Below are 251 nucleotides of genomic sequence, written 5' to 3'. Positions count from 1 at the left end.
ATTTCCTCATCCGCGGCACGCGCTTCAACCAGGGCGTCCTGCTCAAGGCCATGCTCGACGCCGGCGCGGATGCGATCGGCGACCCGTCGCAGTCGCATTGCGTCGCGATCGATGCGCGCGCGCCGCTCTACGACGGCGGCATCTGCACACGGATCGATTGCGTGTCGCTCGGTATCGTCGTCAACCGCGATGCGCAGCGCTTCTACGACGAAGGCGAAGATTTCTGGCCGAAGCGTTACGCGATCTGGGGC

General features: G+C 65.3%; 1 pseudogene. It reads left to right on the top strand.

Going from position 1 to position 251, the window contains the following annotated elements:
• Window positions 1-251 (top strand): annotated as a pseudogene (locus AAEY80_RS14720) (FAD-dependent tricarballylate dehydrogenase TcuA); the annotation flags it as partial.

It is taken from the genome of Psychrobacter sp. 78a-MNA-CIBAN-0178, from assembly GCF_040309625.1.
Lineage (GTDB): Bacteria > Pseudomonadota > Gammaproteobacteria > Pseudomonadales > Moraxellaceae > Psychrobacter > Psychrobacter okhotskensis.
This window is presented reverse-complemented; position numbering and strand designations above follow the sequence as displayed.